The sequence below is a fragment of the Streptomyces sp. NPDC059224 genome, from assembly GCF_042754285.1.
Taxonomy (GTDB): Bacteria; Actinomycetota; Actinomycetes; order Streptomycetales; family Streptomycetaceae; genus Streptomyces.
The window spans coordinates 88,496-111,774 of the sequence record NZ_JBHZAN010000008.1; the positions used below are offsets into that span (position 1 = coordinate 88,496).

General features: G+C 72.8%; 22 protein-coding genes. 4 read left to right on the forward strand and 18 right to left on the reverse strand.

Annotated elements, in window-relative coordinates; genetic code table 11:
* Positions 1-47 precede the first annotated feature (47 nt).
* The 7 genes from ACFXI4_RS10555 to ACFXI4_RS10585 all read right to left on the reverse strand — a co-directional run bounded on the left by ACFXI4_RS10555 (position 48) and on the right by ACFXI4_RS10585 (position 6,955).
* Positions 48-1,559, reverse strand: a complete 1,512-nt coding sequence (locus ACFXI4_RS10555; protein WP_384989353.1) for an aldehyde dehydrogenase family protein — start codon at positions 1,557-1,559, stop codon at positions 48-50.
* Positions 1,560-1,722: 163 nt separating this feature from the next.
* Positions 1,723-2,472 (reverse strand): DUF2637 domain-containing protein, encoded by a 750-nt coding sequence (locus ACFXI4_RS10560; protein WP_384989355.1) that lies wholly within the window; start codon positions 2,470-2,472, stop codon positions 1,723-1,725.
* Between the two features lie 23 nt (positions 2,473-2,495).
* Positions 2,496-2,660, reverse strand: a complete 165-nt coding sequence (locus ACFXI4_RS10565; RefSeq protein ID WP_384989356.1) for a hypothetical protein — start codon at positions 2,658-2,660, stop codon at positions 2,496-2,498.
* A 161-nt stretch (positions 2,661-2,821) separates the two neighbouring features.
* The gene (locus ACFXI4_RS10570) at positions 2,822-3,778 is read right to left on the reverse strand and encodes a hypothetical protein (protein WP_384989358.1); all 957 of its coding nucleotides are present in this window, start codon (positions 3,776-3,778) and stop codon (positions 2,822-2,824) included.
* A 7-nt stretch (positions 3,779-3,785) separates the two neighbouring features.
* Positions 3,786-4,136, reverse strand: coding sequence for a hypothetical protein (locus ACFXI4_RS10575; protein ID WP_384989359.1), 351 nt, complete (start codon positions 4,134-4,136; stop codon positions 3,786-3,788).
* Positions 4,126-5,883, reverse strand: coding sequence for a hypothetical protein (locus ACFXI4_RS10580; protein ID WP_384989361.1), 1,758 nt, complete (start codon positions 5,881-5,883; stop codon positions 4,126-4,128). The genes ACFXI4_RS10575 and ACFXI4_RS10580 overlap by 11 nt, the downstream gene beginning before the upstream one ends.
* Before the next feature lie 124 nt (positions 5,884-6,007).
* Positions 6,008-6,955: a LysR family transcriptional regulator gene (locus ACFXI4_RS10585; RefSeq protein ID WP_384989362.1), complete on the reverse strand. Its 948-nt coding sequence runs from the start codon at positions 6,953-6,955 to the stop codon at positions 6,008-6,010.
* A gap of 101 nt (positions 6,956-7,056) precedes the next feature.
* On the opposite strand from ACFXI4_RS10585, the gene ACFXI4_RS10590 reads away from it, so the two are divergent.
* A complete protein-coding gene (locus ACFXI4_RS10590) occupies positions 7,057-8,460 on the forward strand; it encodes an MFS transporter (RefSeq protein WP_384989364.1) in 1,404 nt (467 codons plus the stop codon).
* A gap of 39 nt (positions 8,461-8,499) precedes the next feature.
* Positions 8,500-9,186: a siderophore-interacting protein gene (locus tag ACFXI4_RS10595; RefSeq protein WP_384989366.1), complete on the forward strand. Its 687-nt coding sequence runs from the start codon at positions 8,500-8,502 to the stop codon at positions 9,184-9,186.
* Positions 9,187-9,195: 9 nt separating this feature from the next.
* Here ACFXI4_RS10595 and ACFXI4_RS10600 read toward each other — a convergent pair whose 3' ends face one another.
* The 8 genes from ACFXI4_RS10600 to ACFXI4_RS10635 all read right to left on the reverse strand — a co-directional run bounded on the left by ACFXI4_RS10600 (position 9,196) and on the right by ACFXI4_RS10635 (position 17,368).
* A complete protein-coding gene (locus ACFXI4_RS10600; protein ID WP_384989368.1) occupies positions 9,196-10,461 on the reverse strand; it encodes a hypothetical protein in 1,266 nt (421 codons plus the stop codon).
* 111 nt (positions 10,462-10,572) lie between these two features.
* Positions 10,573-11,562 (reverse strand): malate dehydrogenase, encoded by a 990-nt coding sequence (locus tag ACFXI4_RS10605; protein WP_362731749.1) that lies wholly within the window; start codon positions 11,560-11,562, stop codon positions 10,573-10,575.
* A 394-nt stretch (positions 11,563-11,956) separates the two neighbouring features.
* A complete protein-coding gene (locus ACFXI4_RS10610) occupies positions 11,957-13,009 on the reverse strand; it encodes a DUF2690 domain-containing protein (RefSeq protein ID WP_384989369.1) in 1,053 nt (350 codons plus the stop codon).
* 341 nt (positions 13,010-13,350) lie between these two features.
* A complete protein-coding gene (locus ACFXI4_RS10615; protein ID WP_384989371.1) occupies positions 13,351-13,812 on the reverse strand; it encodes a helix-turn-helix domain-containing protein in 462 nt (153 codons plus the stop codon).
* A 238-nt stretch (positions 13,813-14,050) separates the two neighbouring features.
* A complete protein-coding gene (locus ACFXI4_RS10620) occupies positions 14,051-14,749 on the reverse strand; it encodes a response regulator (protein WP_384989372.1) in 699 nt (232 codons plus the stop codon).
* Positions 14,746-15,909, reverse strand: a complete 1,164-nt coding sequence (locus ACFXI4_RS10625; protein WP_384989374.1) for a sensor histidine kinase — start codon at positions 15,907-15,909, stop codon at positions 14,746-14,748. Before ACFXI4_RS10625 ends, ACFXI4_RS10620 begins: the two co-directional genes overlap by 4 nt.
* 186 nt (positions 15,910-16,095) lie before the next feature.
* The gene (locus ACFXI4_RS10630) at positions 16,096-16,524 is read right to left on the reverse strand and encodes a DUF3017 domain-containing protein (RefSeq protein WP_384989376.1); all 429 of its coding nucleotides are present in this window, start codon (positions 16,522-16,524) and stop codon (positions 16,096-16,098) included.
* On the reverse strand, positions 16,514-17,368 hold the full coding sequence (locus ACFXI4_RS10635; RefSeq protein ID WP_362726532.1) for a bifunctional methylenetetrahydrofolate dehydrogenase/methenyltetrahydrofolate cyclohydrolase: 855 nt from the start codon (positions 17,366-17,368) through the stop codon (positions 16,514-16,516). Before ACFXI4_RS10635 ends, ACFXI4_RS10630 begins: the two co-directional genes overlap by 11 nt.
* A gap of 231 nt (positions 17,369-17,599) precedes the next feature.
* On the opposite strand from ACFXI4_RS10635, the gene ACFXI4_RS10640 reads away from it, so the two are divergent.
* Complete coding sequence (locus ACFXI4_RS10640) at positions 17,600-18,196, forward strand: RDD family protein (protein ID WP_384989378.1); 597 nt, start codon at positions 17,600-17,602, stop codon at positions 18,194-18,196.
* Positions 18,197-18,281: 85 nt separating this feature from the next.
* Here ACFXI4_RS10640 and purH read toward each other — a convergent pair whose 3' ends face one another.
* Complete coding sequence (gene purH, locus ACFXI4_RS10645; protein WP_384989380.1) at positions 18,282-19,847, reverse strand: bifunctional phosphoribosylaminoimidazolecarboxamide formyltransferase/IMP cyclohydrolase; 1,566 nt, start codon at positions 19,845-19,847, stop codon at positions 18,282-18,284.
* The gene (purN, locus tag ACFXI4_RS10650; protein ID WP_384989382.1) at positions 19,844-20,473 is read right to left on the reverse strand and encodes a phosphoribosylglycinamide formyltransferase; all 630 of its coding nucleotides are present in this window, start codon (positions 20,471-20,473) and stop codon (positions 19,844-19,846) included. Before purN ends, purH begins: the two co-directional genes overlap by 4 nt.
* Before the next feature lie 281 nt (positions 20,474-20,754).
* Between purN and ACFXI4_RS10655 the strand changes: the two genes are divergently transcribed.
* Positions 20,755-21,504, forward strand: coding sequence for a hypothetical protein (locus ACFXI4_RS10655; RefSeq protein WP_384989384.1), 750 nt, complete (start codon positions 20,755-20,757; stop codon positions 21,502-21,504).
* A 15-nt stretch (positions 21,505-21,519) separates the two neighbouring features.
* On the opposite strand, the gene ACFXI4_RS10660 is transcribed toward ACFXI4_RS10655, so the two are convergent.
* Positions 21,520-23,205, reverse strand: a complete 1,686-nt coding sequence (locus ACFXI4_RS10660; protein ID WP_384989385.1) for a DUF6350 family protein — start codon at positions 23,203-23,205, stop codon at positions 21,520-21,522.
* Positions 23,206-23,279: the final 74 nt, after the last annotated feature.

Sequence of the window (23,279 nt, forward strand, 5' to 3'; positions counted from 1 at the left end):
TTCCGAAGACCTCGGTGAGGCTTCTCGCGTACGGCGTCCGGGTGGGCTCAGCCGGCGAACCAGCGCACCGGACGTGGCGCGAGGTTCTGGTAGACGTGCTTGGTCTCGCGGTACTCGGCAAGTCCGGCGGGGCCCAGCTCGCGGCCGGTGCCGCTCTTTCCGAAGCCGCCCCACTCCGCCTGCGGGAGGTAGGGGTGGAAGTCGTTGATCCAGACGGTGCCGTGCCGCAGCCGCCCCGCGACCCGGCGGGCGCGTCCGGCGTCGGCGGTCCAGACGGCACCGGCCAGGCCGTACTCGGTGTCGTTGGCGAGGGCCACGGCCTCGTCCTCGGTGCGGAAGGTCTCGACGGTGAGGACCGGCCCGAAGACCTCCTCGCGGACGACCCGCATCTCCCGGTGGCACTGGTCGAGGACCGTCGGCTCGTAGAAGTAGCCGCCGGCGGGGCGGTCGGCGGACGGCTCGGGGCGCTTGCCGCCGGAGCGCAGCACCGCGCCCTCGGCCAGCGCCGACGCCACGTACGCCTCGGTCTTGGCGCGCTGCTGCTCGGAGACGAGCGGGCCGCACTCGACGCCGTCCGCCGTGCCGCGTCCGAGCCGGATCCGGGCGGCCCGGCGGGCGAGTTCGGCGACGAACCGTTCCCTGAGCGGCTCCTCGACGATCAGCCGGGCGCCGGCCGAACAGACCTGGCCGCTGTGGATGAAGGCGGCGTTGAGGGCCTGGTCGACGGCGGTGTCGAAACCCTCGTCGGTGGCGCAGGCGTCGGCGAAGACGACGTTGGGGTTCTTGCCGCCGAGTTCGAGGGCGACCTTCTTGACCGAGACGGCGGCCGCCTGGGCCACCTTGACCCCGCTGACCAGTCCGCCGGTGAAGGAGACCAGGTCGACGTCGGGGTGCTCGGCGAGGCGGGCGCCCACGCTGTGACCGGGGCCGGTGACCAGGTTGGCGACGCCGGCGGGCAGCCCGGCCTCCGTCAGCAGTTCGATCAGCGCGACGGTCGTCAGCGGGGTGATCTCACTCGGCTTGATCACGAAGGTGTTGCCCGCCGCCAGCGCCGGAGCGATCTTCCAGCTCGCCTGCAGCAGCGGGTAGTTCCAGGGCGTGATCAGGGCGCAGACACCGACGGGCTCGTGGACCACGACGCTGTGGATGCCGGGCGAGCCCGCGTCCACCACCCGGCCCGCGCCCTCCGCCGCCACCAGGTCGGCGAAGTAGCAAAAGGCGTCGGCGACGCAGTCGATGTCGACGCGGCCCTCCTCGACGGTCTTGCCCGCGTCCCGGCTCTCCAGGAGGCCCAGCTGCTCGCGGTCGCGTACGAGCAGGGCGGCCACCCGGCGCAGCAGCGCGGCCCGCTCGGCGACCGGCGTGCGGGGCCAGTCGCCGGTGTCGAAGGCGCGCCGGGCGGCGGCCACCGCCGCCTCCGCGTCCTTCTCGTCACCCTCGGCGACCACGGCGAAGGGCAGGCCGTCCGCGGGGTCGATGATCTCGCGCGTCGCGCCGGAGACGGCTTCCAGCCACTCGCCTCCGGCCTGGATGGTCGCTCGTGCCGTTCGGTCCGCCATGATCGGTATTGCCTTCCGTTCCTGTTCAGTGCCCCTGCGTGACAGAGGAGTCACACTCGGGGACCGTCACCGCATGCCCTCGGTTCCGGATTGCATGCGCAATCGACGGCCGAAAGTGCGCTGCATCACTGAACAGTCGGACGAAAGGGGCAAAAAGGAGTTCTCAGGGTGCGGAACCCGCCGGTTCGCCGTGCATGGCGTGCCGGGGCTTGCTCCTGACCGAGATCTGGCCGACGAGTTCCCAGAAGCACACCAGGGCAGTCACCGGCGGAATCCCGAAAATCACTAACGACAACAGCGCATGCGAGGAGTGGCTGACGCACAGCACCACGGCCACGGCGGAAGCCGTCAGCACCACGCACCAGGACCGGCGGGCACTGCGGCGCTGCGCGGTGGCCCGCAGGACGGACAGCGCCGCCACGAACCACGGGCCGTACACCGTCAGCGGCCAGTACTGGGCCAGCCCCGCGGGCAGCATCGAGGAGGCGATCCCGCGCAGCTGCCCGTACGAGTAGCAGAGGGACCAGGTCAGCATGCACACCGCGCACAGCGAGACCGTCGCGATCAGGAACGTGATGTGGGTGACGCTCCGGCCGCCGTCGAGCAGGTGCGAGTCCTGGCGGCGGACCCGCCGGCGGCTGCTCCTGCGCTGCCTGGGTACGTCCAGCAGGGTGGGAGCCGTACTCGCGCTCACACCGGTCGGCGTGGACAGCATCTGCGCCAGCTCTTCGACCGGATCCCAGTCGCTCGGCGCGGCACCGCCCGGCTCCTGGGCGCCCCAGGCCGGGTCGTAGAGACCCGGGTGGTCGTAGAGCCCAGGGTGCTCATAGCGACCGGGGTGGTCGTGAAGACCGGGATGCTCATAGCGACCGGGATGGTCGTAGAGACCCGCATCGCGCTGAATCCCGTCCATCGATAAAACCTCCGCACCCTGCCTCAGAACGCCGCATACAGATCGGTCAACGTCCGCCGATAATCATTTTCCAGCACATTGATTCTCGTCAGGAAATCATCGAGCAGGTCCGAACATGATGTGATATCCATACTGCTCGGCCATCGGAGCGCGGTGGTCGGGTGGTCTTCGGCAGTGATCCAGTCCAATCGCGTCACAGTCACCTAACGACCACCGCACGGAGCAGGGTTTGAGGCGTTCGGGGGAATTGAGTCACCCGGAAGAGAGTCTATTAAATACAGGCAGGCAATTACATTCCACGAATACTGGAATGAGATGAACGCCGGTGCGGACCTCGTGGGGCGGCCGGTCAGTCCACCGCGGGGTCCGCGTCACAGAGCGTGTCCGGCGGGCAGAACCAGTCCACCGCCGTTGTCAGAGCGGCCAGCTCGTCGTCGCGGCCGTCGGCGTCGGGGCCGTAGGAGGCGACCGCGTAGATGGTGCCGTCCGGCGCGACGAACCGCTCGTCGACCACATGCCAGGTGCCGACGTCCGGCTCGCCGTGGATCGTGCCGGCCAGGTACTCCAGCCGGGAGCCGGTGAAATCGGCGTCGTCGAGCCTGGTCAGACCGAGCTCCTGGAAGCCGTCCGGCTTGGGCGTCTGCTCGGAGAGGTAGAGCTCGAAGGAGGCGTCCGGGGAGTCCTCGGCGACCTGGTAGACCTGCAGCCGGTGCTCGCGGTCGGGACTGCGGTAGCTGACGACGGCGATGCCGAACGAGGAGTCGACGGTGGACCGCGACCAGCCCTCGGGGACGGCGGTCGTGAAGCCCTCGGCGTCGTGCCGCAGCTCGTATCCGGCGGGCGGCGCGGAGACCGACGGGGACGGGGACCCGGTGTCCGTGGGTGATTCGGTCGCCTCCGTGGGCGGTGCGGAGGAGGTCGGGGTGCCCGGGACGGCGGCCGTGGCGGGCCGGTGGCCGTCGTCCTTGCCGACCACCAGGGTCAGGACCAGGGCGGCGGCCACGCCGACGACGACGGCCCCCACGACGACGGTCCGGACGAGCCTGCGATCGTGCCGGGCGGGCACGGGTGCCGGTGACAGCTCGGCGGTCGACCAGCCGGGCGCGGGCGGCCGGCCGCTTCCCCCGTCCGACCACCACTCCGCCGCGGGGGCCGATGCCGGGCGCTCCGGGGCCGACCCACCCGGTGCGGTCGCCGGGGAGACCCGCGGCTGAGCCGGGGGGCGGGCGACGGCGGGCCGGATGTCGTCCTCCCACCGCTGCGTGTCGTCGTTCCAGTACCGCGCTCCCCCGCCCCCGTCGGCCATGGCTCGCTCACCTCCCCAGCAGGCCGGCCAGTGTGCCTGCCGAGGCCAGTACGTTGATCAGGGTCTGGGAGTCGGTGAGGAGTTCACGCAGGCGCTCGCGGCGGGTGGGGGCCGCCCGGCCGGTGCGGGTGATCTCGTCCTCGGTCTCGGCAAGCGCCGTGCCCAGCGCCGCCGTCTGTTCGGTGCTCCGCACCCGTGCCAGATCGGCGCGCAAGTCCCTGACGGCGGCCAGGAGTTCCTCGTCGACCGGGGAGCCGGCGGTGCCGTGGTGGTGGCTCTCGGCGTGCGCGTGGCTGCCGATGGCGAACGTGCTCCCGGAGATGTTCCCGAGGTTGACCTGCGGTTCGTCACTTGCCATTGCTGTCGGGCCCCTTCTGCGTCGTGTGGCTCACGGCGGTGGCGTGGCTGCCGAAGGCGAGGGTGGAGCCCTCGACCCGGTCGATGCTCACGTTGGTGCTGTTGTTGACGGTCTTCTGAACGAACTCACCGGTCTCGTAACCGGCTTCCGCCAGCGCGGCCCGTACTCCGTTCGTCACCCGGTCCTGGATGCTGCGCAGGTAGCGGACGACGTCCATCTCCTGGAAGTGGGAGCCGACGTCCACCGCGCCCAGTTCGCGCACGGACAGCGCGGGCCCCTCCGGCAGCGCACCCGCGTGGCCGCCGGTCAGCAGCCGCCAGAGGTACACCGCGCCCCGGCCGAGCTGCCCGAGCGAGCGGCCGACCGAGCCCGGGACCAGGGCGATCGCGGCGGCCGCCTTGCCGGCCCAGTTGTTGTTCCGGAACCGGTGGGCGGCGCGGTCGGCGCCCTTGAAGTCCGCGCGGACCGGGGTCAGTACGTGCGGGGCGATCTCCAGCACGAGCATCCGGCCCTGGGTGTGGATGCGCACGAACACCGTGACGACCACTTCCTCCTCCCAGCCGCCGACGCGGATCCGCAGGAAGTGCCGGCGCTTCTCGGCGCCCTCCTCGACGGCCCGCGCCCGGTGCTCCTCGAAGGCCTGCGGATGGTACGGCGCCTGGTCCCGGGTGAGCAGTCCCTCGGCGGGCAGGAACACGCACTCGTCGATCTCCAGCCGGCGCAGCCGGTCACGGTTTCCGGGTCCGGCGTACTCGGCGGGGACGCGGAGCTGTTCGAGCAGCGGGCGGATCTTCTCCAGGATCGCCCGGTTGCTGAGCGGCTGCCGCTCCTTCTTGAGCTCGTCGGGCCTGAGTTCCACGGCCAGCACCCACGTGTCGTAGGCGGCGCCCGCCCCGCAGAACGGGTCGGCCTCGTTGTACATGATCAGCGGCGCGTGCTGTTCGATCCGGATGCGCTGCTTGAGCCGCTGGAAGCGGGGGTTCTCGGCCTTCTCGGCGGGGTCGCCGGCCGCGTCCGGGAAGCGCTGCGGGGAGAGTTCACCGGCCAGCGCCCGGCTGAACTGGGTGCGCTGGGCGTGCGCGCACAGGGCGATGCCGGCGAACACGGCGAGGGTGAGCCAGGCGTGCCAGGCCTCCGCCAGACCGCCGAGTTCGCCGACGTCCGGGGTCAACAGGTCGCCGACACCGGCCGAGTCGGAGTAGCCGGAGCCTGAGTAGCCGTCGGAGCCGTAGGGGTCGTAGGAGGAACCGTCGTCCGAGCCGCCGCCGAACGCGACGACGAGGGTCATGATCAGGGCCACCGCGTAGAAGGCCCGGCCCCACCAGCGGACCAGGAATGCGGCGCCCACCCGGTACAGCGGCGGCTGGGCGTCGCGGCCCCTGATCCAGGGCGCGACGGCCAGCGCGACGCCCGGCACCAGGAAGAACACGAGCAGCCCGCCGCTGAGCGGCAGCCCCACCACCCACAGCCCGAGGATCGCCGCGCCCCACAGCAGCTCCTGGCGTCGGGCGCGCAGGGCGTGGGCCAGCACCCGGGCGGCGTCGAAGCCGAGTGAGGGCGCCGCGATCCGCTGCTCGTTGAGGTGGAGTTCCTCGATGACCCGGTCCCGGTACGCGGAATCCAGGTAGCTGCCCGCGCACAGCAGCCGGGTGGCCTCACTGGCGTACGGCGGTGTGGGCGGCAGGGCGGGCGGTGCCCCGGCGGGCGAGCCCGGCTGCGGTTGTTGCGGCACGTGGGCAGTGCTCACGACGATCCCCCGATGCGTGTGACGTGCGGTGCTGGAAGTGCGCTGTTGGAAGCCGAGTTGACAGAGCATCAGCATAGGGGGGCGGCCGTGACCGGTGAAACGGATTGCCCGAAGTCACCGCAGGTCAGCACTCGGCCGACGGATCCCGCCCCGTGGGCTCGTCGATCATCAGCTCCCGTACACAGCGCCGGAGCCAGGCATGCGCGGGGTCGGCGTCGTGGCGCGGGTGCCAGGCGAGCCCGATGGCGATCGGCGGGAGGTCCAGCGGCACCTCGAAGGTGACCAGGCCGAGCGCGGCGGCCAGCGGCGCGTTCCAGGAGGTGATCAGACCGATCAGGTCGGAGTCGCAGAGCACGAACAGGGAGGCCGGGAAGGTGCCGACGGTGCCCACCACCCGCCGCTGCAGGCCGAGTTCGGCCAGCTCGGTGTCGACGGGCCCGTGCAGCTTGCCGCGCCGGGAGACGTTCAGATGACCGGCCGCGGTCGCGTACCGCTCAGGCGTCAGCTCGCCCTCCAGAAGCGGGTGTCCGGCCCGTACGACACCGAGCATGCGGTCCTCGTGCAGGTACTCCACGCGCACCTCGGGCAGGGAGGTGTCGACCACCCCGACTTCCAGGTCGGCGGTGCCGTGCCGCAGAAACGGCGCGTCGACGTGGCTCTCGGAGAGGAAGCGGATGCGGATGCCGGGTGCTTCCTCGGCGGCCCGGGCGAACAGGGTCGCGCCATGGGTGCCGGCGATCGCGTCGTGGCCGATGATCGTGAACGTCCGGGAGACGGTCCGCAGATCGGTGTCCCGGCCCGGCGCGAACAGCGCCCGCGCCCGCTCCACCACCGCGCTCACCTCGGCGCGCACGGCCAGCGCGTGCGGGGTCGGCACCATCGAGCGCCCGGCCCGCACCAGCACCGGATCGCCGAGCGCCTTGCGGATCCGGCCGAGGGTGCGGCTCATCGCCGGTTCGGACAGGTGCAGCCGCCGGGCGGCCCCCTGCACGCTCTGCTCCTCGAGCAGGACGTCCAGAGCGAGCAGCAGGTTCAGGTCGAGGCTGCCGGACGCCCCGGTGGATTGCGTCATACGCAGTCGTCCCTTGCAAAGGTTGCACTGGAAGGCAGGTCAGAACCGAGCCTACGGTGACAGGGCAACCCACACCAGCCACCGAGCTCCCGGGAGGAGCCGTGCCCTCGCACGCCCCGAAACGCCTGACCCTGCTGACGCTGTGCGCCTGCGTGCTGGTCGCCCAGAGCATGGTCGCCGCCATCAACCTGCTCATCCCGCAGCTGGTTTCGTCGTCCCTGCACCCCTCGCACAGCGCGATCCTCTGGACGGTCGACGCCTACGTCATCGCCTTCGCGGGCCTGCTCATACCGGCCGGCGCGCTCGGCGACCGGTACGGCCGCAAGGGCGCCCTGCTCGCCGGCCTCGCCCTGTTCACGGCGGGCGCCGCCACCAGCGCGCTCGCGCCGGATCCCGCCGTGCTGATCGCGGGCCGCGGCCTGTCCGGGGCCGGGGCCGCACTCATCACACCGGCCACCCTGTCGATCCTGATCCACCTCTGTGCCCCCGAGCGCCGCGCCCGCGCGCTGGCCTCCTGGACCCTGGCGATCGGCCTGGGCGGCGCCGCCGGCAACATCGGCGGCGGCCTGGTGGGCCAGTTCCTGTCCTGGCGGGCCCTGTTCATCGCCATGGTCCCGCTGGCGGCCCTGCTCGCCCTGGCCGTCGCCGCCACCGTTCCGGCAACCGACCGCTCCGCGCACGGCCATCTCGACCCGCTGGGCACCCTGTTCCTCACGGCGGGCCTGGTGGCGGTGCTGTTCGGCATCATCGAGGGCCCGACGTACGGCTGGACGTCCGCGCCCATCCTCGGTTCCTTCGCGGCGGGCGCGACCCTGACCGCCCTCTTCGGCCGGCACGCCCTGCGCTCGGCCGAGCCCCTCTTCGACCCGCGCGTCTTCGCCTCCTCCCGGCTGCGCGCGGCGTCCCTCGGCACGGCGACCGGCTTCTTCGGCCTGTTCTCCCTCTTCTTCCTCAACTCGCAGTACCTGCAGGGCGTCAAGGGCTACGACGCCGCCGTCACCGGTGTCGCGATCATGCCGCCGGCCCTCGGCATGGCCCTGGTCCCGAAGCTCGCCGCCCGCTGGGCCGGCCGGCCGCGCCCGGTGGTCGGCACCGGACTCGGGCTGATCGGCCTCGGCCTGCTCGGCGCCTCCACCGTCGACGCGTCCACCCCGTACTGGGCCTACGCCTGCTGGCTGCTGGTCATCTCGGCCGGCACCGGCCTGTCCATGCCGGCCCTGGCCCTGGGCGTCGTCACCTCGCTCCCGCCCCATCAGGCGGGCCTGGGCTCGGGCCTCGGCACCACGGCCCGCGAGACCGGTGCGGCCCTGGGCGTCGCGGTCACCGGCACGATCCTGTCCGCCCACACCGACCTGGCCTCGGGCATGGGCCCGGCGCTGCGCACCGTCGCGCTCCTGGTCCTCGCGGCGACGGTGGTCGTGGTGGCCGGTTACCGCGACCGCGCCCCGACACGTACTATCGCGTCCGACCAGGAACGCGTACTGTCGCGTTCCATCGGTTCCTGAGCAACTCCCCTCACCACTCGGCCTGTTGTGGAGCCCCCGATGCCCGCTCTGCTGAATCCCGTCCTCGACCTGCTGACCCTGCGCGGCACCGTCACCGAGGCCGAACAGATCACCGCGCACATCCGCCGGCTGCGCGTCGACGGCGACCAGCTCGCCGGCCTCGACGTCATGCCCGGTCAGCAGGTCCGCGTCCTGGTCACCGGCCTGACCCTGCGCACGTACTCCGTGTGGCGCTACGACCCGTCCGGCGTCCTCGAGTTGTGTGTGCTGGACCATCCCGAGGGCGGCCCGGGGGCCCACTGGGGGCGCACGGCCGCCGCCGGCGAGCAGGTGCGGCTGCGCAAGCCCGAGGGCACGTTCACGCTGCGCCCGGAGGCCGCCCACCACGTCTTCGTCGGGGACGAGACGGCCTCGGTCGCGTTCGGTGCGATGCTCGCCGCACTGCCCGAGGAGGCCGTCGTCTCCGGCTGCGTGGAGACGGCGAGCGCGGCGGACCGGCTGCCCGTCGCGTACGCGGAGCGCCTCGACTGGGTGCTCCGCGGCGAGACGTCACTGCCGGAGGCGGTCCGCCGGCTCGCCCCCGAGCCCGGCGGTATCGCGTACGTCGCCGGGGAGGCGCGGGCCGTGCAGGCGGTGCGCAAGGTGCTCGTCCAGGAGGCCGGGTGGGACCGGCGGGCGGTGCTCACCAAGCCGTTCTGGACGCCCGGCAAGAAGGGCATGGAGTGACGCCGGCGCTCAGGAACACCGGGCGCCGGCCGGGCAGAAGGAGTCGAGCGCGGTGGTGAGCGGCCCCCGCACCAGGTCGGCGGCAAGGCTCCCGGGGCCACTGGCACGGATCGCGTACAGCGTGCCGTCGGCGGCCTGGAAGCGGTGGTCGACGACCTGGCGAGGACCCTTGTCCTGATCGTCGTAGCGGTAGGACAGCTCCGCCCAGGTGTCGCCCGAGGTGCGGGCGCCTGGCTGGTAGCCCGGCTGCTTCGCGTATCCGTACCCGGGGTCGTTCTCGGCGAGGTCGAGGGACTCGGCCGGGGTGGCCTCGGAGACCGCGAAGATCTGCAACTGGCGCCCGTCGGACGGGGAGTCGTAGTACACCACCGGCGCCTTCTCCCCCTGCCGCTGCCGCCGGACCCACCCCTGGGGAACGTCGAGGGTGTAACCGACGGGGTCGTCCACGACGCGGTATCCGGCGGCGACGGAGGGGGTGGGGCGGGGGCTGGGGCTGGCCGTCGGCTCGCGAGACCCGGGTGCCGACGACTCGGCACTGACCCTCGCGCTCACGGACGGGTCCGCCCCGGTGCCGGAGCCGCCACCGCCGTCCCGCCCGAAGTACCAGACGCCCAGCCCGGAGAGACCTGCGACCAGGACCAGACCGACGACCGCGGCGAGCGCACGGCCGGACCGCCGCCGCGGGGTGTACCCGGCCGGCGGGGGCGTCGCCGCGAGCCGCTGCCCCGACGAGGTCGTGTCGGCGGACCAGGGCGGCGGCGTGTAGCTCCGCGGCGCCCCGCCCGGGGACGGCACCGGACGGCGGGCGCCGGGAGGCGTCGGCGCGGCGGGCAGCGTCGGGGACGAGGACGGCGACGAGAACCCGGCCGGCAGCGACGGCAGTCCCGGGGGCGGGGTCGGGGGCCGGGCCGGGCGGCCCTGCTCCGCGCTCGGTTCGCGCCCGGGAGCGTACGGCGCCTCGTGACCGGCCTGCCGCCCGAGAGGCGCGCCCGGCGCGGCGGGGTCCGCGCGCTCCGGCTTGCGCAGGGACACCGGCCGCTCGGGCTGCCGGGAACTCCCCCGCGTCGGCGGCCAGTCGGACTGCCCGGGGCTCCGCGGCGGCTCCGGCCGGTCCGGCTGCCACGGGTTCTCCGGGACGCCTGTGTGCAGCGGGGTCACCGTCGGCCATCTCTGCGTGCTCGGCTCCTCCTGATCCGGCGGCGTCTCCGCCGGCCCCTGCCCCGGCGGCAGTTCGCCCTCCGTGCCGTTACCGGACCATCCGTTCCCGTCGCTCATCGCGAACCCCCCGATTCACTGGACCACTTGCCTCTTCCGACGGTAGCGGCCAAAACGGGAACGGGCCCCGTTCCGGACGAAACCGGAGCGGGGCCCGTGGGCGCGGGAGGCTCAGATGAGGCCGAGGGCGCGGACCGCGTCGCGCTCCTCCGCCAGCTCCTGCACCGAGGCGTCGATGCGGGCGCGGGAGAACTCGCTGATCTCCAGGCCCTGCACGATCTCGTACACGCCGTCCTTGGTGGTGACCGGGAAGGAGGAGATGAGGCCCTCCGGGACGCCGTAGGAGCCGTCCGACGGGATGCCCATGGACGTCCAGTCGCCGTCGGCGGTGCCGTTGACCCAGGTGTGGACGTGGTCGATGGCGGCGTTCGCGGCGGAGGCGGCGGAGGACGCGCCACGGGCCTCGATGATGGCCGCGCCGCGCTTGGCGACGGTCGGGATGAACTCCTCGGCCAGCCACTTCTCGTCGTTGACGACCTCGGCCGCGTTCTTGCCGGCGACCGTGGCGTGGAAGATGTCGGGGTACTGGGTGGCGGAGTGGTTGCCCCAGATGGTCAGGCGCTTGATGTCCGCGACCGTCGAGCCCGTCTTCTTCGCGAGCTGGGTCAGCGCGCGGTTGTGGTCGAGGCGCGTCATCGCGGTGAACCGCTCGGCCGGTACGTCCGGGGCGGCGGCCTGCGCGATCAGCGCGTTGGTGTTGGCGGGGTTGCCGACGACCAGGACCTTGATGTCGTCCGCGGCGTGGTCGTTGATGGCCTTGCCCTGCGGCTTGAAGATCCCGCCGTTGGCCTCCAGGAGGTCACCGCGCTCCATGCCCTTGGTACGCGGGCGGGCGCCCACCAGGAGGGCGACGTTGGCACCGTCGAAGGCGACGTTCGGGTCGTCGCTGATGTCGATGCCCGCCAGGAGCGGGAAGGCGCAGTCGTCGAGCTCCATGGCGGTGCCCTCGGCGGCCTTGAGCGCGGGGGTGATCTCCAGGAGGCGGAGCCGGACCGGCACGTCCGCGCCGAGCAGCTGGCCGGAGGCGATGCGGAAGAGCAGGGCGTAACCGATCTGGCCGGCCGCGCCGGTGACGGTGACGTTCACGGGAGTGCGGGTCATGGCGTTCTCCGTATGACAGCTGGCGGTGGGCGTCCTTGCCCTGGGGTGCGGACGTACAAATGATCGATCTCTCGGTATCAAGAGATCCACCGGTCAGGCTATCGCGCATTCCGGATGCCGGACGTGGAGGGGTGGGTGTGGCCCGCCCCACAGCGGTGACCCTGCCGACGCCCCCGCGGACCGCGTACGAAAAAGGCGGCCGCCCGTCCGGGAGAGGTGGGACGAGGCGGCCGCCACCGGGGGTACCGGAATCCGGACTCCCGTGGGGGGTACGGTTCGCGTGCCCAGGAATCGCCACGGCATTCCCGGACACGCGGAGTTTCTGCGGTTCTGCGGTTCTGCGTATCCGCGGTCCTGCGCTCCTGTGTCGCCGCGGGTCCGCGGGTCCGCGTTTCTACGAGGTGCACCCCGTCCGCCCCGACGCCAGTGTCGCGCACGCCCTGGCCTGCGCCGCGTCCCGTACCGCGACCATCGGCGTGTAGGCGATCGTGTCGCCGGCGGCGGTGATGCCGCCCGTCCTGGTGGTGGCGCCGACCGTGACCCGCACCGAGTCGCCCTGGGCGGCGCCGGTGATCCGGCCCCAGGCGGCGCCGCAGGTGCCGCTGTAGCGGACCTCCAGCGTGATCGCGCCGACCGTGGCGGTCTTGGCGGTGGTCACGAGGTCACCGCTGCACCCCATGGCCTCCGCGTCCTTGCCGGTGCAGCCGGCGCCCGCGCACTTCACGCCGGCCGGCAGGTCGGTGCCGGCGCTGGTGGACGGGACGGACGAGGTGGCACCGCTCCGGTTCTTCGCACCGTCGCCGTGGCCGCCGCCGTCGCCGCCCGTCAGGAGGAAGACGGCGGCGACGGCCACGGCGACACCCCCGGCCCCCGCGAGGAACATCGTCAGCCGCCGCCGGCCGCCGCCACCGGACGCCGGTCCCTCGGGCGCGGCCGGCCGGCGCGGGCCGGTCCCCTCCCGGCTGTTCGCGTCCGGTGCCGTGGGCTGGGGCGGGACGGTGGGCGAGACGCCCGCCGGTCCGGCGATCCCCGGCGTCGCGACGGCACCGCCCGTGCGGCGCGGTGCCTTGCTCCTGTCGGTGCCGGCGGACACGGCCGGCGGGCCCCCGAACTCCCCCAGCGCGGCGCGCGCCTGGGAGATCCGGATCGCCTCCATCGTCATGTCGTGGCGCTGCTCCGAACGGCTCCAGGCCCGTTCGGCCAGCTCCCACATGGTCGTCAGGTGGACGGGATCGGTGCCCGTGACCTCGGCGAGCGCGACGATCGCACCCTTGGGCGCCAGCAGGCGCCCGCCCAGGTACCGCTCCCAGGACGTCCTGCTGTAGCCGGTGCGGTCCGACAGTGCCGCGACGCCCAGCCCGCTGCGGTCCACCAGCCGCCGCAACTGGGTCGCGAACTCCTTCACCTGCGGATCGAGTTCCTCCGGCAGCGCCTTCCAGCGAGGCATTGCTCCCCCCTCTTCCCCGGTCCTCCCGCCCCCGGTCCGGTGGCGTGTCTTCCCCCGCGTCCCCCTGCGCGTGGTGCCCGCGCGCGGTCCCCGTTCTGGTTACCCAGCGGACCGCGGCGCCCCCGGAAACCCAGTCCCCCGGCAGGGGCGCACAGGAGCACCGCCCCGCCCGCGCGCACCGTCGCACGCCGACCGCGAAGCGGTCCGACAGGCCTACGCCTTGCCCCGACCGGACACGTTAGCCCGCTTGTGAGTCGGCTTCGTGACCCGTCCCCGAACTTGTCGGCACATCGGCACGCCGGTCACCCGGCCGTGACCTCGCAGGTCACGGCAGCCCCGGCTCACCCGAGAGCCACCACGCCGACGACCGCCACGAGCAGCAGCACGAGCAGCAGCAGGACCGCCGCCGGCAGCAGCCCGCCGTGCGGGCGGGGCGTCCGCTCCGGCTCCGGGCTGTCCCACCAGGGGAGGGTGGGGTCGTCCTCGTACTCCCCGGTGCCGGGCGGCGGTTCCGGCTCGTTCGCCGGCCGCGGCCAGGCCTGGACGGCCAGCTCCCAGCGCACGGTGTGCCGTTCGGCGTCGGCACCGGTGAGGCCCGCGACCCGGCACAGCGCGGCGACGGCCTGTCGCGGCGGCGGCTGCACGGCGTTGAGGTAGCGCTGCCAGGAGGACTTGCTGTAGGCGGTGCGGGCGCCCAGCGCCACCAGGCTGAGCCCGGTGTCGTCCTTGAGGAGCCGCAACTGCTCCACGAAGTGCCGCACTTCCGCCGGAAGCCCCTCCGGCAGCGGCTGCCAGCCGCCCATCACGCACCTCCACGGCTTCCGCGTTGCCAGTTCGTTGCCAGTTCAGAGCGGGTGACGACGACGGGCGGTCCGACGGTTCCCGCAGGCTGTGGCAGTGCGGACGCTCCATAGCGGAACTGTCACCTCTGTGCCACAGCCCGCGGACAGCCGTTGAACAGCCGCCACCCGACGGGAAGGCTGAGACCCGACGGCGGTCCGTCCTGCTCGGGGGAGGGGACGGGCCGCCATTGGGCCTCTTTCAGCCGCCGAGGTGGTCTCCGGCCGCACCCGGCCCGCCCGGCGTCACCAGTCCCGTCTCGTACGCCACCACCACCGCCTGGGCCCGGCTGCCCAGGTCGAGCTTGGTCATCGTGCGGTTGAGATGCGTCTTCACGGTGGCCTCGCTGATGTAGAGGAGGTCGGCGATCTCCAGGTTGGACAGCCCGCGCGCGGTGAGCTTGAGGACCTCGACCTCACGGGAGGTCAGCACGTCGAGGTCGGGCGGCGGGCCGGTCTGCGGGGCGGGGCCGTGCTGCCGGGCGAAGGCCTCGACCAGGCGCCGGGTGACACTGGGCGCGAACAGGGCGTCCCCGCCGTCCACCGCGGTGACGGCGGCCAGCAGCCGCTCCGGACCGGAGTCCTTGAGGAGAAAGCCCGAGGCGCCCGCGCGCAGCGCGCCGTACACGTACTCGTCGAGGTCGAAGGTGGTGAGCACGAGGACGCGGGGCGCGGGCCCCGCCGCCTGCGCCAGGATGCGCTCGGTGGCCTCGATGCCGTTCAGACCCGGCATCCGGATGTCCATGAGGATGACGTCGGGGCAGGTCTCGGCGGCCAGCCGCACCGCCTCCGCGCCGTCCCCGGCCTCTCCGGCCACCTCGAAGCCGGGCGCGGCTTCCAGCAGCCCCACCAGACCCGCGCGGATGAGGAACTGGTCGTCGACCACGAGCACTCTGGTCATCCGGTACGGTCGTCCCCCCGCCGTGCGAGTGCGGCCGAGGTCGGCAGGGCCAGCTCGACCGCGAAGCCTCCCCCGGAGCGTGGGCCGACGCTGATCGTCCCGCCATAGAGCTTGGCCCGCTCCCGCATGCCGATCAAGCCATGTCCGGCACTCGTTCGCACTCTGTCCGGATTCACCCCCTCCCCGTCGTCGCGGACGGACACGGCCAGCTCGTGCGGCCGGTACCGCAGCAGCACCCGCGCCTGGGCGTGGCCGGCGTGCTTGAGAACGTTGGTGAGCGCCTCCTGGACCACGCGGTAGGCACACAGTTCGACACCCGGCGGCAGCGGCCTCGGCTCGCCCTCGATCACGAACTCGACGGGCAGCCCGCCGCTGCGCACCCGCTCCAGGAGATCGGCGAGCCGGTCCAGGGTGGGCATCGGCGCCCGCTCGGCGGCCCGCGGGTCCTGCTCCCGCAGCACGTGGAGCATGCGCCGCAGTTCCTCCAGGGCCTCCCCGCTGGTGTCCGCGATCGTCCCGAGCGCCCCGCGCGCCTTGCCGGGATCCGACTCGAAGACGAACCGGGCGAGCCCCGCCTGCACGGAGATCACCGACATGTGGTGGGCGACGACGTCGTGCAACTCCCTTGCTATCCGCCCACGCTCCTCAGCCACGGCCCGGCGTGCCCGTTCGGCCTGCTCGGCCTTCAGATGCCGGGAGAGCGCGGCGGAGCGCTGCGCGAGATGCCCGAACCAGACGAACACCGAGCAGTACAGCAGCGCCTGTACGACGACGGAGGCCATCGAGGAACCGCGGGTGACGAGCCCGGCGTACACCCACATGCCGGTCATGCAGACCGCGCAGCCGACGGCCACCCGGACCGGCCGCGCCGACGCGACCGTGTAGAGGCCCAGCAGGGAGCCGAAGGTGCACACCACGGGCCAGAAGCCGAGGCTGACATAGACGATCGAGGCGCCCTGCATGACGGCGAAGGCCGCGACCGGCCACCGTCCGCGCAGCGCCACGGGGAGCTGCGCCAGCACGATCAGCGCACACGCCCACGCGTCGAGCCCCGGCCAGCCCTGGGCGGGCGACTCCCGCCCCAGCAACAGGGCCATCACCACCGTCCCGCACGCGATCAGCGTGTCGACGGCGAAGGGAGGCGGGTTCCGCAGTCGCATCGCCGCAGCGTAACGCGGGGGTCCAGGGCCTGGAGTCAATCACCGGGCGTACCGCGGAAGTTGTAGGGGTTTCCATCGGAGGTGGGATTCGCCGGGCAGGCCGGATCCCTACCGTGGGCCAGGGGGAAGGCCCGCACCCACCGGGGGAGGTGCGGGCCACTCCTCGGGCGGCCCGGATCGGATCCCCTAGCTCCTCATCGTGAAGTGCAGCGTGTCCTTCAGGAAGGGGATCACCAGCCAGGGCTTCGGCTGCGCCATCAGCGCCAGCAGCACGATCGCCAGGCCCAGCACACCGTAGGTCGCGATGTCCGTGAACCGGGACCGCACCGCCAGCATCCCGACGCTCGGCAGCACCCACCGCATCACCGCGCCCGCGAGCAGCGCCGCGCCGATCAGCAGAGCGCCCACCCTGAACTGGTCCAGCGAGGTCAGCAGCAGCCCCACCGCGGCGGCCGCCAGCACCACCAGCAGCGGCCACTGCCGAGCCGGCGCCGGCAGGTCTCCCGACGCGGCCCTGCCGCCCCCCTCGGGGCGCGCCGTGTCCCGCGTGAACAGCGGGAAGCGCCGGGTCGCCCGGCGGCCCGCATTCTGTCCGTGACCGCCGTCAGCCGACACTGCGCTCCGCCGCCTCGACCACGTTGACGAGCAGCTGGGCCCGGGTCATCGGTCCGACACCGCCGGGGTTCGGGGAGAGCCACCCGGCGACCTCGGCGACACCGGGGTCCACATCGCCGACGATCTTGCCGTCCGCGTTGCGGGAGACGCCGATGTCGAGGACGGCCGCGCCCGGCTTGACGTCCTCGGCACGGATCAGGTGCGGGGAGCCGGCCGCCGCGACGATGATGTCGGCGCGCCTGAGGTGGGCGGAGAGGTCACGCGTGCCGGTGTGACACTGGGTGACCGTCGCGTTCTCGCTGCGCCGGGTGAGCAGCAGCGGCATCGGGCGCCCGATGGTCACGCCACGGCCGACGACCACCACCTCGGCGCCCTTGATCTCGACGCCGTGGCGGCGCAGCAGGGTCAGCACGCCGTTGGGGGTGCAGGGCAGCGGGGCGGGCTCGCCGAGCACCAGGCGGCCCAGGTTCATCGGGTGCAGGCCGTCCGCGTCCTTGTGCGGGTCCATCAGCTCCAGGATGCGGTTCTCGTCGATGCCCTTGGGCAGCGGGAGCTGGACGATGTAGCCGGTGCAGGCGGGGTCGTCGTTGAGCTCGCGGACGACGGCCTCGATCTCCTCCTGGGTCGCGGTGGCGGGCAGCTCCCGCTGGATGGAGGCGATGCCGACCTGCGCACAGTCACGGTGCTTGCCGGCGACGTACTTCTGGCTGCCGGGGTCGTCCCCGACCAGGATCGTGCCGAGGCCGGGCGTGACGCCCTTCTCCTTCAGCGCCGCCACGCGGGCGGTCAGATCGGACTTGATCGCGGCTGCGGTGGCCTTGCCATCGAGAATCTGGGCGGTCATGGGTCCATCCTCGCGGATGCCGGTCTCCCGGTTCCAATCGGGTGTGCGGTCATGATCAATGATGTTGCACTTGCACAACACCTCGCGAATCGGACTGGACAACAACTCGCCCTTACTAAACGATGAGCGGCGCAGTATCGCGGTCCGGTTGGGGGGGCAAACCGCTCAGAACATGACGTACCTCCGTGCCTTTCCGCGTCGTCCCCGCAGGTCCAACGGAGGAAGACGGCCATGAGTTTCGGCTCGCCCAACAACCCTTACGGTCAGCAGCCGCAGAACCCGCAGCAGGGTCAGCCCGGCTACGGCTACCCGCAGCAGCCCGGCTACCAGCAGGCCCCGCAGGGCGTGCCGCAGCAGCAGGGTTACGGCTACCCGCAGCAGCAGCCCGGTTACCCGCAGCAGGGCGGCTACGGCTACCCGCAGCAGGGCTACGGCGCGACGCCGCCGTACGCGAACTGGGGCCAGCGCTTCCTCGGCACCCTCGTCGACGGCCTGGTCTTCCTGGTGCCGTACATCCTGGTGCTGGTCGGCGCCAAGGTGAAGGCGCTCCTGTTCATCGGCTTCCTGGCCATCATCGCCGTCGCCATCTGGCAGCTGATCCAGGAGGGCCGCACCGGCCAGACGGTCGGCAAGAAGGCGCTGGGCATCCGCCTGGTGAAGGAGGAGACCGGCCAGCCGATCGGCGTCGGCATGGCCTTCGTCCGCCGTATCGCGCACATCGTGGACGGTCTCCCCTGCTACCTGGGCTGGCTGTGGCCGGCGTGGGACGCCAAGCGCCAGACCTTCGCCGACAAGATCTGCGGCACGATCGTGATCCGCACCAACTGAGCGGCCGCCGCCGCGTACTCCAAGGGCCGTGTCCCCCGTACCGAGGGGGACACGGCCCTGGTGTGTGCGCTCCGCGTGCCGCGGCTCAGTGGAAGAAGTGCCGCGTCCCGGTGAAGTACATCGTCACGCCCGCCTTCTTCGCGGCCTCGACGACGAGTTCGTCACGCACCGAACCGCCCGGCTGGACCACGGCCCGCACGCCGGCCGCGGTGAGGATCTCCAGCCCGTCGGGGAACGGGAAGAAGGCGTCGGAGGCGGCGTAGGAGCCGCGTGCCCGCTCCTCCCCGGCCCGCTCGACGGCCAGCTTCGCGGAGTCGACGCGGTTGACCTGGCCCATGCCGACGCCGACCGAGGCGCCGTCCTTGGCGAGCAGGATGGCGTTGGACTTCACGGCCCGGCAGGCCTTCCAGGCGAAGGCGAGATCCCGCAGCTCCCCGGGGCTCAGCGCCTCACCGGTGGCCAGGGTCCAGTTGGCCGGGTCGTCGCCGTCGGCCTGCAGCCGGTCGGTGACCTGGAGCAGCACACCGCCGTCGACGGGCTTGACCTCCACCGGGTTGGCGGGCGCGCCCGGCGCCTTCAGCACCCGGATGTTCTTCTTCCTGGCGAGGGCCTCCAGGGCTCCCTCCTCGTAGCCGGGCGCCACGATGACCTCGGTGAAGATCTCCGCGACCTGCTCGGCCAGCTCCTTGCTGACCGGCCGGTTCACGGCGATGACCCCGCCGAACGCCGACAGCGGGTCGCAGGCGTGCGCCTTGCGGTGCGCCTCGGCGACGTCCGAACCGATCGCGATGCCACAGGGGTTGGCGTGCTTGATGATCGCGACGCACGGCTCGTCGTGGTCGTACGCGGCACGGCGCGCGGCGTCCGTGTCCGTGTAGTTGTTGTACGACATCTCCTTGCCGTGCAGCTGCTCGGCCCGGGCGAGGCCGCCACCGCTCGCGTCGACGTAGAGGGCGGCGGGCTGGTGCGGGTTCTCGCCGTAGCGCAGGGTGTTCTCGCGCTGCCAGGTGGCGCCCAGGAAGTCCGGGAACCGCGACTCGTCGACCGGGGCGTACTCCGAGGCGAACCAGGAGGCGACCGCCACGTCGTAGGACGCCGTGTGCTGGAAGGCCTCGGCGGCCAGCCGCTTGCGGGTGGCCAGGTCGAAGCCGCCGGCGGTGACGGCGGCGAGCACGTCGGCGTACCGATCGGGGCTGGTGACCACGGCGACCGAGGGGTGGTTCTTGGCGGCGGCGCGGACCATCGAGGGGCCGCCGATGTCGATCTGCTCGACGCACTCGTCCGGCGAGGCGCCCGAGGCGACGGTCTCGCGGAACGGGTAGAGGTTGACGACGACGAGGTCGAACGGCTCGACACCGAGCTCTTCGAGCTGCTTGCGGTGGCTCTCCAGGCGCAGGTCGGCCAGGATGCCGGCGTGGACCCTGGGGTGCAGGGTCTTGACCCGGCCGTCCAGGCACTCCGGGAAGCCGGTCAGCTCCTCCACCTTGGTCACGGGGACCCCGGCGGCGGCGATGCGGGAGGCGGTGGAGCCGGTGGAGACGAGTTCGACGCCCGCCTCGTGCAGCCCGCGCGCGAGGTCTTCGAGACCCGTCTTGTCGTAGACGCTGACGAGCGCCCGTCGGATGGGCCGCTTGTTGCTCTCGGCGGTCACTGGATAAATACCTTTCGTCCCTCGGTGCGATAGCCGTTGCGGGCGATCCGCCCCACGACCTCGACGAGCAGGCTTCGCTCGACTTCCTTGATTCGCTCGTGCAGCGCGCTCTCGTCGTCCTCGTCCCGGACCTCCACCACGCCCTGAGCGATGATCGGCCCGGTGTCGACGCCGTCGTCGACGAAGTGGACGGTGCAGCCGGTGACCTTGGCGCCGTACGCGAGCGCGTCCCGTACGCCGTGGGCCCCGGGGAAACTGGGCAGCAGGGCGGGGTGCGTGTTCACGGTCCGCCCGCCGAACCGCGCCAGGAACTCCTTCCCGAGGATCTTCATGAACCCGGCGGAGACGACGAGGTCGGGCTCGTGGGCGGCGACGGCGCCGGTCAGCGCCCGGTCCCACTCCTGCCGCGTCGCGAAGTCCTTCACCCGGGTCACGAAGGTCGCGATCCCGGCGCGCTCGGCGCGCGCGAGCCCCTCGATGCCGTCGCGGTCGGCCCCGACGGCGACGACCTCGGCGCCGTAGGCCTCGACGCCGGTCCCGGCGATCGCGTCGAGGAGCGCCTGGAGGTTGGTGCCGGATCCGGAGACCAGCACGACGAGGCGCTTGGCCACGGGCTTGGCGGCCACGGTGGGGCCCTTTCTCGGGGGAGCGTCGGTACGGCGGCCGGACCGCACCCGCTTTGTACCTTCATACGAGTGCTTCGCGCCCCGGGATACGGGGAAGTCTACGAAGCGGCCGGCCGTCAGCAACGATACCGGCACACCGGACGGCCCCCACGGGACGGGGGCGTGGCCGGAAGGTAGCGTCTGGGAGGTACCGGGGCGGGAACGCGTGCGGGACACGACGCGTTCACCAGGTAACCAGCCGTTTCGTTGTCCATCTTGATCTAGGGGAAGACGCTCACTTGATGCCGGACCGCAGCCTGGGACTTCGTATGCTCCCCCCGCAGTCGGTGCAGGGAGGGCCGCGTTTCGCCGTGCTGTTGCGGGAACGGCCGGCCTCGCCGCCCGAGGCGCCCTCGGACCGGCCGAAGGGCGACCAGCAGGACGACAACCCCTTCGCCCCGCCGCCGGAGGGCGCCCCGGACAAGCCGTGGCAGCCCCGCCGCCCGGCCGGTGACGACGACCAGCAGTCGCCCTGGGGCAGCCAGTGGAGCGACCGCCAGCCCGGCCGGCAGTCCGGCGGCTTCGGCCGACGTCCCGACGAGAGCGGCCCGGGCGGCGGCGGTCAGGGCGGCCCCGGCGGCCCGGGGATGCGCTGGGACCCGACGGACCCGGCCCAGCGCCGGGCGCGGTACGCGCTGCTGAGCGGTATGTGGGCGTTCCTCTTCGCCCTCTTCGGCTGGCCGTACGTGGCACTGCTGCTGGGCGCCCTGGGCATCTACTGGGGTGTCAGCGCGATCCGCGCCAGGCCGCGCAGCCCCGAGGAGGCCGCGGCCAACGCCAACGCCGGCCGCCCGCAGACCACGGCGGCGATCAGCGGCCTGGTCACGGCGTCGCTGGCGCTGGCCCTGGTGGCGGCGACCTTCACGGCCCAGATGGTCTACCGCGACTACTACACCTGCGTCTCGGACTCCCTCACCAACGAGGCCAAGCAGTCCTGCGACCACCTGCTCCCGAAGGAGCTGCGCACCATCCTGGGCACCACGAACAGCTGAGGACGGGGCTGTCCGTCAGGTCCCGCAGGTCCCGTCAGGGCCGTCCGACGGTTCGGACGCCTCCCGCAGTGCCGCCCACCGGGCCTTGCGGTCCGTCTCCTCCTGCCAGGTGCCGGACGGCGGCGTTGGGGCCGGCGGCATCTCGTACGGCTCGACGGGCAGCGCCTCGTACGGCTCGACGGGCAGCGCCTCGTACGGCTCGAACGTGTCGCCGTCGCCCTGATCGGGCAGGAGGACGATCACCGGGGCGGCGGCCGCCGGAGTGGCGGCCGCGGGGATGGCGCTCTTCTTCTCCGCCGCCGGCTGCCGGCCCGGCTGCTGTTTGCCGAACCCCAGCCATGCCGCGAGCGAGGCCGGGCCAAACCCCCGCCAGGCCCGCAGCAGCAGGGCCGCCGGTACGCCCACCCCGAGGAGCCAGCCGCCGGTCGCCGCGCCCGTCTGCCACCAGACCGGACCGAAACGGGTGAGCGCGGCGACGCCCAGGGGGCCGCCGGCCAGCTCGGCCAGGGCCGCGAGCAACAGCGCACACAGCAGCCCCGCCAGCACCATCACCCCGGCCGTCCGCCCGGCCCGCCAGCGCCGTCGGGCCGCCCGGCCCACCACGAACCAGGCCATCGTCACCCCGGCCGCCACCGGCACCGCGCCCGCCAGCCAGTTCAACGGCGTGCCGGGCCCGTCCGCCGGCACGGCCGCGAGCAGCGGAAAGGGCGGCAGCAGCGGGGCCGGGTCGGCCGCCAGGGGGTTGACGAGATGACCGGCGCCGAGCGCGAAGCCGGGGCCGACCGCGTACGACGCCGACCACACCGCCGCGTTCGGGACCAGCGAGACGCAGAGCAGCAGGACCGCGAACCGTCCCGTCCATCCTTCCGTCAGCTGCAGGAACGACGTCCGGGCCGGACCTCCGTGCAGGACCAGCGACACCGCGAGCAGCAGTGTCCCGCCTGCGAAGAACACCGCCGCCCCGGCCAGGGAGGCGCGGACGGCCGTACCCCAGCGCACCCGGGTGTCGCGGCCCAGCAGCAGTCGCCGTACCGGCCCCGGGAGCAGCCGCACCAGGTCCAGCAGCGGCTCGCGCGGACGGCCGTACGCCGTCCACACCCCGGCGCCCGCCGCGACCGTCGCGAGCAGCGGCAGACACACCGCCACCCACCCCCACACGGGCCGCAGTTCACCACCGGACGCGTACAACGCGGCGCAGCCGCCCACGCCGAGGTAACCGGCCACCACCCCGGTCCACGCCGTACGGGCCCGGACCGGCGGCGGCGCGTGAAGGGTGTCGGCTCCGTCGCCGTCGCCGTCCGGGGCGTCCACCGCGTCCCGTGCCCCCCGGTACACCAGCAGTACCGGCAGCACCAGGAGCAGCAACGGCGTCACGCCGACCGGGGCCGGCACCCCGGAGAGGGTGTCGGTGCGGACCAGTTCGACCCCGTGGGCGAGAAGCCACAGCGCCGCCGCGAGATGCAGCGCGGCGGCGGGCCCGCTGTCGGGGTACGGCGAACTGACCCACAGCGCCATCACCAGCGCCGAGACACAGGCGAGTCCGAGCCCGGCAGCCATCGCGCCGCCCAGGAGGCTCGCGCCCAGGCCGGGGGAACGGTCCCGCAACCGGGTGAGCAGAAGGGACATGAGTTGCGGGCGCGACGGGCGCGACGGGGGTGCCGACGGCGGTCGGTGGGCGGGCATCCGAATCACGACGGCCATGCTCCCAACGACACGCGCTTTCCCGGCGTAACGGGCGAACCACCGAAGTGTCGCCCAATATATGTTTATGTGTT